Genomic DNA, 8,260 nt, shown 5'->3' with positions numbered 1-8,260 from the left:
GGGGGACGGGGGGCGGGGGGTTTTTTCCCTCTTTTGTTCAGTTGTATTTTTGCCAGGGAAAGCGTCAACGGAGCCCTCCCGACACGAGCTCCGGCAAGGGGCGATGTTTCACGTGAAACATCGCCCTTTTCTCTTGGCTCGGGCCAGGCCCAGTGTGAGGAGCGCGTAGATCACGGTCACCAGCGCCACGATCGCGGGGGACCGGCCGTCCGGAGGCAGCATGGCGGCGGCGACGCCGGCAGCGCCGACGAAGGCGACGTTGAAGAGCACGTCGTAGAGGGAGAAGACCCGGCCGCGATAGGCGTCGTCCACGGAGGTCTGCACGACGGTGTCCGTGGCGATCTTTGCTCCCTGGGTGGTCAGACCGAGCACGAAGGCGGCCACGAGGAACGGTGTCCGGGCGAAGGTCAGCCCCAGGGCGGGGGTCAGCACGGCGGCGGCTCCGGTGCACACGGTCATCCAGCCGAACGGCCCGAATCTCCCGACCGCCCAGGGCGAGAGCGCCGCCGCCGCGAAGAAACCGGCTCCCGAGGCGGCCACGGCCAGGCCCAGGACGGCGAGCCCGTCGTCCTCCGTGGCGCTCCACGCGTACCGGGCGAGCATGAGCACCGTCACGAACAGGGCGCCGTAGCAGAAGCGCATCAGGGTGACCACGGTGAGCGCCCCCGCGGCCGGGCGCCGCTCGGCGAGGTGCCGGAGGCCGGCTGCCAGGCCCCGTGCGGTGGAGGCCAGGGCGGCGGTGAGCCGGGGCTGGACGAGTTCCGGGTCCGGGCCGAGGAGCTCGCGGGACATCCGGAGCGAGGCGAGCGCGGAGCAGAGATAGAGGACGGCGCCCAGGAGGACGACCGCGGCGTCGGAGTCGTGCGCCACCAGCCGTACGCCGAAGGCCAGCCCGCCGCCCAGGGTCGCGGCCAGGGTGCCGGCGGTGGGCGAGAGCGAGTTGGCGACCACGAGCCGCTCGTCGTCGACCACGCGCGGCAGTGCCGCGGAGAGGCCGGCCAGCACGAAGCGGTTGACGGCCGTGACCGAGAGGGCCGAGGCGTAGAAGAGCCATTCCGGCACGGAGCCCAGCACGAGCACCGCGGTGCCGCCGGCCAGCAGGGCCCGCAGGAGATTCCCGTAGAGGAAGACCTGGCGCCGCTGCCAGCGGTCGAGCAGAACACCGGCGAAGGGTCCCACGAGGGAGTACGGCAGCAGCAGCACCGCCATCGCGGAGGCGATGGCCGCGGCGCTGGTCTCCTTCTCGGGGGAGAAGACGACGTACGTGGCGAGGGCGACCTGGTAGACCCCGTCGGCGCACTGGGAGAGCAGGCGGACGGTGAGCAGGCGGCGGAAGTTGCGCAGTCGCAGGAGGACGCGCAGATCACGCACGACGGACATGGGAGCAAGACTCACATACGACGAGGGTCCCCGGGCAGTGCCACGGGGACCCTCGTCGTCGAGCCGCTGGATCGTCGTCCGGCCATCGGGTGGTCGTCAGGCGATCAGGAGGTGACCGTCAGGTCAGCGCTCGACCTCGCCCTTGATGAACTTCTCGACGTTGGCGAAGGCCTCGTCGTCGAAGTACTGGACCGGCGGGGACTTCATGAAGTACGAGGACGCGGAGAGGATCGGGCCGCCGATGCCGCGGTCCTTGGCGATCTTCGCGGCGCGCAGGGCGTCGATGATGACACCCGCGGAGTTCGGGGAGTCCCACACCTCGAGCTTGTACTCCAGGTTCAGCGGGACGTCACCGAAGGCGCGGCCCTCGAGGCGGACGTAGGCCCACTTGCGGTCGTCGAGCCAGGCCACGTAGTCCGACGGACCGATGTGGACGTTCTTGTCGCCCAGGTCGCGGTCGGGGATCTGCGAGGTGACGGCCTGCGTCTTCGAGATCTTCTTGGACTCGAGGCGGTCGCGCTCGAGCATGTTCTTGAAGTCCATGTTGCCGCCGACGTTGAGCTGCATGGTGCGCTCGAGACGGACACCGCGGTCCTCGAACAGCTTCGCCATCACGCGGTGCGTGATGGTGGCGCCGACCTGGGACTTGATGTCGTCGCCGACGATCGGGACACCGGCCTCGGTGAACTTGTCAGCCCACTCCTTGGTGCCGGCGATGAAGACCGGGAGGGCGTTGACGAAGGCGACCTTGGCGTCGATGGCGCACTGCGCGTAGAACTTCGCGGCTTCCTCGGAACCCACGGGCAGGTAGCAGACGAGCACGTCGACCTGCTTGTCCTTGAGGACCTGGACGACGTCCACGGGGGCCTCGGCGGACTCCTCGATGGTCTGGCGGTAGTACTTGCCGAGACCGTCGAGCGTGTGACCACGCTGGACCGTGACGCCCTTGTTCGGGACGTCGCAGATCTTGATGGTGTTGTTCTCGCTGGCGCCGATGGCGTCGGCGAGGTCGAGGCCGACCTTCTTCGCGTCCACGTCGAACGCGGCGACGAACTCCACGTCACCGACGTGGTAGTCGCCGAACTGGACGTGCATCAGGCCGGGCACCTTGGTCGCCGGGTCGGCGTCCTTGTAGTACTCGACGCCCTGGACCAGCGACGCGGCGCAGTTGCCCACGCCGACGATGGCTACGCGAACCGAACCCATTCCGGTTGCTCCCTGTGTGATCGTGGAAGCCCTGCGGACGCAGGGTTTCACTTGGCGGTGTCGTCGGACGGATCCGGCCGGGTACTGCCCCCGTGCCGGGGCAGGCCGCCCGTTTCTCCGGATTCTCTGTTCTGCTGAGCGGCGCCCTCGGGGGCGTCGGGGCCGGATCGCTGATCCCGTCCCGCCCGCTCGCTCTCGATGAGCTCGTTCAGCCAGCGCACTTCGCGCTCCACGGACTCCATTCCGTGGCGCTGCAGCTCAAGCGTGTAGTCGTCGAGGCGCTCGCGCGTACGGGCCAGAGAGGCGCGCATCTTCTCCAGGCGCTCCTCCAGCCGGCTGCGGCGGCCCTCCAGCACCCGCATCCGCACCTCGCGCTCGGTCTGGCCGAAGAAGGCGAAGCGGGCGGCGAAGTGCTCGTCCTCCCAGGCGTCGGGGCCGGTGTGGGAGAGGAGCTCCTCGAAGTGCTCCTTACCTTCGGCCGTCAACCGGTAGACGATCTTGGCTCGGCGCCCCGCGAGTGAAGCCGCCACGGCCTCCTCGGGAGCGCTGCCCGGCTCCTCGATCAACCAGCCGTTGGCGACCAGCGTCTTGAGGCAGGGGTAGAGGGTGCCGTAGCTGAAGGCCCGGAAGATCCCCAGCGAGGTGTTGAGCCGCTTGCGCAGCTCGTAGCCGTGCATGGGGGCCTCGCGGAGCAGGCCGAGAACGGCGAACTCGAGGATTCCTGAGCGCCTGCTCATTCGCCGCCTCCTCCGTTCTCGGAACTCGTCTCGCGGACCGTGGGAAAACTCGTATGCCGAGCCGATGTGACGTGCTGATGTATCGGCTCGATACATCCCGACGATAGAACGACCCCATGTCCGCGACAAGTGGGGCTCGAGTGACCGGCGTCACATCGTCAATTCACGGCAATGGAGTTGCCGGATTTGGGGTGAACTTCACCCCTAGGTGGGTTTTGGCCGTGCGTAGTCTGTGCGGCATGCAGACCACCGGGAACCGCGCGATGCCGCAGGGCGTCAGTGAAGCGGGTGACCGGCTGCGACACGGAAGGGTCTTTTCCGAGGTCCGGCCGTGTGCCATTCGGGGGGACCGGAACTCAACTGCCGCTTCCAGGCGTACGCGCCTGCCCGAGGAGTAGTCGTTCGATGAGCGAGCACCGTCGCAAAATGCCGCAGCAGCAGCCGCCGTACGGCGGTCGTGCCGCGGCCCGGCGCGCCGCCCAGCAGCCGATGGGCCGCAGGCCGGCCCAGGGCCATGATGCCGCCACGGGGTCCCCGTCGGCCTCGTACGGGCCGCCGTCCTCCCATGGCGAGGAGCGCCCCTATGGCGGTCGCGCCGAGGCCCGGCGCGCCGCGCAGCGGGGCGGGCGCCGGCGCGCTCCCGAGGCCGGCGGAGGTCCGGGCGGTCCCGGCGGAGGCCGGCGCGGCGGTGGAGGCGGCGGCCGCGGGGGCGGTCCCGGGCGCGGTCGTGGCAGTGGCCGCCCGCCCGGCAAGAAGCGGCTCATCGACTACCCGCGCTACGGCAAGTACGGCTGGCGGCGCTGGGTGCCCTCGTGGAAGCTCGTGACGGGCCTGTTCCTCGGGTTCCTCGGCAGCCTCATGGGCGCGGCGACCATCGGCTACGCCATGGTGGGCATCCCCGACGAGGCGATCAGCGCCAAGCAGCAGAACAACGTCTTCTACTGGTCCGACGGCACGCAGATGGCCGCGACCGGTGGTGAGGTCAACCGCCAGATCATCGGGTACGAGCAGATCCCGAAGGCCATGCAGGACGCGGTGGTCTCCGCGGAGAACAAGACCTTCTGGACCGACTCCGGCATCGACCCCATGGGCATCGCCCGCGCCGTGTGGAACATGGCCAAGGGCGGCGAGACCCAGGGTGGCTCCACGATCACCCAGCAGTACGTGAAGAACAACCGTCTCGACGACCAGTCGCAGACGGTGACGCGCAAGGTGAAGGAACTCTTCATCTCGATGCGCGTCGGCAACGAGAAGGACAAGCCCGAGATCATGGCGGGCTACCTCAACACCTCGTACTACGGCCGCGGCGCCTACGGGCTCCAGGCCGCGTCCCGCGCGTACTTCGGCAAGAACGCCCAGGACCTCACCCCCAGCGAGTGCGCGCTGCTCGCCGCGGTGCTGAAGGGCGCGACGTACTACGACCCGGCCGGCTACCCCGAGATCGACCCGTCGGCCGACGCCAAGTCGAACACCGACCGTGCCACGAAGCGCTGGTCGTGGATCCTCGACGAGATGGTCAAGGACAAGTCGCTGACGGCGGAGGAGCGTGCCAAGTACACGACGCTTCCCCCGACGAAGCAGCGGTCCCAGGGTGCCCAGCTGGGCGGCCAGATCGGCTACCTCGTGCGGACCGCCGAGGCGAACTTCCTGAACAAGAACGAGCTGGGCATCACCACCCAGCAGCTGGCCAAGGGCGGCTTCGAGATCCACACGACCTTCGACAAGAAGAAGGTCCAGGCGCTCGAGAACTCGGTCAAGGACATCTACAAGGAGTACATCGACCCGAAGAAGCGGCCGAAGACGGACACCGACGTCCAGTTCGGCGGCGCCTCGGTGGACGTCGAGACCGGTGCGATCGTCGCCATCTACGGCGGTGAGAACGCCACCAAGCACTTCACCAACAACGCCGACCAGACCGGTGCCCAGGTCGGCTCGACCTTCAAGCCCTTCGTGCTGGCCGCCGCCATGCGCGACGGTGTGCGGGACCCCAAGGGCGGCAAGATCCAGGACGCCTCCACGCGTACGCTCGTCGACCCGGACAAGAGCCGCTACAACGGCCAGAACAAGCTGAAGATCAAGAACTACGACGGCACCACCTGGCGCGACGAGAACGGCAACGAGTGGCTCCAGGTCAACGACGACGACGCGAGCTACAAGAACATCAGCCTGCGTGAGGCCATGGAGCACTCGGCGAACTCGCCGTACGTGCAGCTCGGCATGGACGTCGGCATCGACAAGGTCCGCCAGGCGGCGGTCGACGCCGGCCTGCTGGAGTCGTCGCTGGTGAAGTCGGACGTGCCCTCGTTCTCCCTCGGTATCTCGTCCCCGAGCGCCATCCGCATGGCCGGTGCCTACTCGACCTTCGCCAACCAGGGCGAGCAGAACGAACCGTTCTCCGTCACCAAGGTGCTCCAGAAGGGCGAGGTCATCTACGAGCACAAGGCCGCGCCCAAGCGGGCCTTCTCCACGGCCGTCGCCAGCAACGTCACCGACGTCCTGAAGAGCGTCGTCAAGAACGGCACCGGCAAGAAGGCCGCGCTCGAGGACGGGCGCGACGCGGCCGGCAAGACCGGTACCACCGACGGCAACAACTCGGCTTGGTTCGTGGGCTACACCCCGCAGCTGTCGACCGCGATCGACATGTACCGCTTCTCGGACGACGAGACGAAGAAGGACCGCAAGTTCGAGTCCATGTACGGCACGGGTGACCAGCCGAAGATCCACGGTAATTCGTTCCCGTCGCGGATCTGGAAGAACTACATGACCGAGGCCCTCAAGGGCGTCGAGGCGAAGAGCTTCCCGGAGCCCGAGGACCTGGACGCCGAGGCGGTCTTCGGCGGCGGTGCGGCCAGCCCGACCCCGACGCCGACGGCGACCGAGTCCCCGTCGGAGACGCCGTCCTCCACGCCGTCGAAGGACATGCCGACCCAGAAGCCGACCAAGACGGCCGACCCGGGCAAGACCTGCAGCGTGTGGGACTGGCCGTGCAAGGACAACGGCGGCACCAGCACCGGCACCGACAGCGGAGGAACCGACGGCGGTTCGACCAGCACGCCGACGACGGATCCGACGAGTACGGCCACTCCCACCGACAGCGGCGGGGGCGGAGGAAAGCCCGGAGGCAGCACCTGGGGCGCCGTCGGCGGCTGACCCCGGTCGGCCGACCCGGGGCCCGGAGGCCCTGAGGGCCGTCGTGCCCGGTCCGTACCTCGTGTGCGGGACCGGGCGCGGCGGCCCTCGTCGTTTTCCCAGGGGCGTACGGCAGGATGTCCCCCATGCCGAGCCTCCAGAAGACGAGCCCTCCGCAGGACCCGCAGGTTCCTCCGGTGGTCTGCCCCACCCGACGCGACGAGGTGGCCGCCGCGGGCAGCGAGTTCATCGGCGGTCCGATCGGCCGCCGGGCGGTCCTCGGCGCCGGTCAGCTGAGCCCGGTGCGCGTCATCGCGCTGGTGGCCATCGGGATGTTCGCGCTCGGCATGGTGCAGAAGCTGCCCTGCTACAACTGGGCGTGGTTCCGCGGCTCCACCTCCCAGTACACCCACGCCTGCTACTCCGACATCCCGCACCTCTTCTCCGGACGCGGCTTCGCGGAGGGCCTGGTCCCGTACTTCGACCGGCTGAGCGGCGACATACCGTTCCTGGAGTACCCGGTCCTGACGGGCCTGTTCATGCAGGTGGCCGCCTGGCTGACGCCCGGCGGCGACCTGACCTCGCAGGAGCAGGCGTACTGGCTGGCCAACGCGGGCCTGCTCATGGTCTGCGCGGCCGTCCTCGCCGTCTGCGTGACCAGGACGCACCGCAACCGCCCCTGGGACGGTCTGCTCGTGGCGCTCGCGCCCGCGTTCGCGCTCACGGCCACCATCAACTGGGACCTGCTGGCGGTCGCCCTGACGGCCGCCGCGCTGCTGATGTGGTCGCGGAGCCGGCCGCTCGGCTTCGGCGTCCTGCTCGGGCTCGCGACGGCCGCCAAGTTCTACCCGGTACTGCTGCTCGTGCCCGTGCTGCTGCTGTGCTGGCGTGCGGGCAGGTGGCGCGCCTTCGGCACGGCCGTGCTGGGCGCGGCCGGCGCCTGGCTCGTGGTGAACCTGCCGGTGATGCTGCTCGCGACCGAGGGCTGGAAGCAGTTCTACGTCTTCAGCACGGAGCGGAACGTCGACTTCGGCTCGGTCTGGCTGCTCATCAGCCAGACCACGGGCGAGCAGATCCGGCCGGAGACGGCGAACTACTGGGCGCTGTTCCTGATGATGCTCGCGGTCGCGGGGCTCGCGTACCTGGCGTTCACCGCGCCCCGCAGGCCCCGCCTGGCGCAGCTGGCCTTCCTGATCGTGGCGGCCTTCGTGCTCACCAACAAGGTCTACTCGCCGCAGTACGTGCTGTGGCTCGTCCCGCTGGCGGCGCTCGCCCGGCCGCGGTGGCGGGACTTCCTGGTGTGGCAGGCCTGCGAGGTCATGTACTTCCTCGCCATCTGGCTGTACCTCGCCTACACGACCAGCGGGAACAAGCAGGGGCTGCCGACCGACGGCTACCAGTTCGCGATCGTGCTGCACGTCCTCGGCACGCTCTACCTGTGCGCGCTCGTCGTACGGGACATCCTGGCGCCCGACCGTGACGGGGTGCGGCGGGACGGCTCGGACGACCCCGCCGGAGGCGTCCTGGACGGCGCGGAGGACGTCTTCGTGCTGGGCAGGGCGGCGCGGCCGGCGCGGCACGCGGCACCGGCCGTGGAGGGGCCGCGGGTGGAGTGGGGCGTGCCCCGCGAGTGAGGCGCCGTCGAGGCGCCATCCGAGGCGCTGGAGAGCGGGCATGTGAAGCGGGGGGCGGGGGGGGGGTCCCGGGGGGGGGTTTGTCCTCCTTTTGGGTTTCGCTCTCTCCAGACCTCTCTTCCTTTCTCTTTGTTTTTTTCCTTGTCCCGCCCACCCTCCCTCCCCCCCCCCCCC

At 69.2% G+C, this 8,260-nt stretch carries 5 protein-coding genes; 2 read left to right on the top strand and 3 right to left on the bottom strand.

Annotated features, from left to right (window positions below; translation table 11 throughout):
* Positions 1–108 precede the first annotated feature (108 nt).
* From ACFWJO_RS19990 to ACFWJO_RS19980, 3 genes are all read right to left on the bottom strand, one after another.
* Positions 109–1,380: an MFS transporter gene (locus tag ACFWJO_RS19990; RefSeq protein ID WP_386866839.1), complete on the bottom strand. Its 1,272-nt coding sequence runs from the start codon at positions 1,378–1,380 to the stop codon at positions 109–111.
* 123 nt (positions 1,381–1,503) lie between these two features.
* On the bottom strand, positions 1,504–2,586 hold the full coding sequence (locus ACFWJO_RS19985) for an inositol-3-phosphate synthase (RefSeq protein WP_386866837.1): 1,083 nt from the start codon (positions 2,584–2,586) through the stop codon (positions 1,504–1,506).
* 47 nt (positions 2,587–2,633) lie between these two features.
* Complete coding sequence (locus tag ACFWJO_RS19980) at positions 2,634–3,323, bottom strand: helix-turn-helix transcriptional regulator (protein ID WP_384407660.1); 690 nt, start codon at positions 3,321–3,323, stop codon at positions 2,634–2,636.
* Between the two features lie 405 nt (positions 3,324–3,728).
* Here ACFWJO_RS19980 and ACFWJO_RS19975 point away from each other — a divergent pair, with 405 nt between their 5' ends.
* Positions 3,729–6,473, top strand: a complete 2,745-nt coding sequence (locus ACFWJO_RS19975) for a transglycosylase domain-containing protein (RefSeq protein WP_386866835.1) — start codon at positions 3,729–3,731, stop codon at positions 6,471–6,473.
* A 125-nt stretch (positions 6,474–6,598) separates the two neighbouring features.
* The gene (locus ACFWJO_RS19970) at positions 6,599–8,086 is read left to right on the top strand and encodes a glycosyltransferase family 87 protein (RefSeq protein WP_386866833.1); all 1,488 of its coding nucleotides are present in this window, start codon (positions 6,599–6,601) and stop codon (positions 8,084–8,086) included.
* Positions 8,087–8,260 lie beyond the last annotated feature (174 nt).

It is taken from the genome of Streptomyces sp. NPDC127092 (assembly GCF_042722475.1).
In the GTDB taxonomy this organism is placed as follows: Bacteria; Actinomycetota; Actinomycetes; order Streptomycetales; family Streptomycetaceae; genus Streptomyces.
The sequence above is the reverse complement of the archived record's forward strand: the minus strand, read 5'-3'. Positions and strand labels throughout refer to the sequence as shown.

Bases quoted from the DNA above. Each gene is read 5' to 3' on its own strand.
- ACFWJO_RS19970 (WP_386866833.1), top strand. From the start codon at position 6,599: ATGCCGAGCCTCCAGAAGACGAGCCCTCCGCAGGACCCGCAGGTTCCT.
- ACFWJO_RS19990 (WP_386866839.1), bottom strand. From the start codon at position 1,380: ATGTCCGTCGTGCGTGATCTGCGCGTCCTCCTGCGACTGCGCAACTTC.
- ACFWJO_RS19985 (WP_386866837.1), bottom strand. From the start codon at position 2,586: ATGGGTTCGGTTCGCGTAGCCATCGTCGGCGTGGGCAACTGCGCCGCG.
- ACFWJO_RS19975 (WP_386866835.1), top strand. From the start codon at position 3,729: ATGAGCGAGCACCGTCGCAAAATGCCGCAGCAGCAGCCGCCGTACGGC.
- ACFWJO_RS19980 (WP_384407660.1), bottom strand. From the start codon at position 3,323: ATGAGCAGGCGCTCAGGAATCCTCGAGTTCGCCGTTCTCGGCCTGCTC.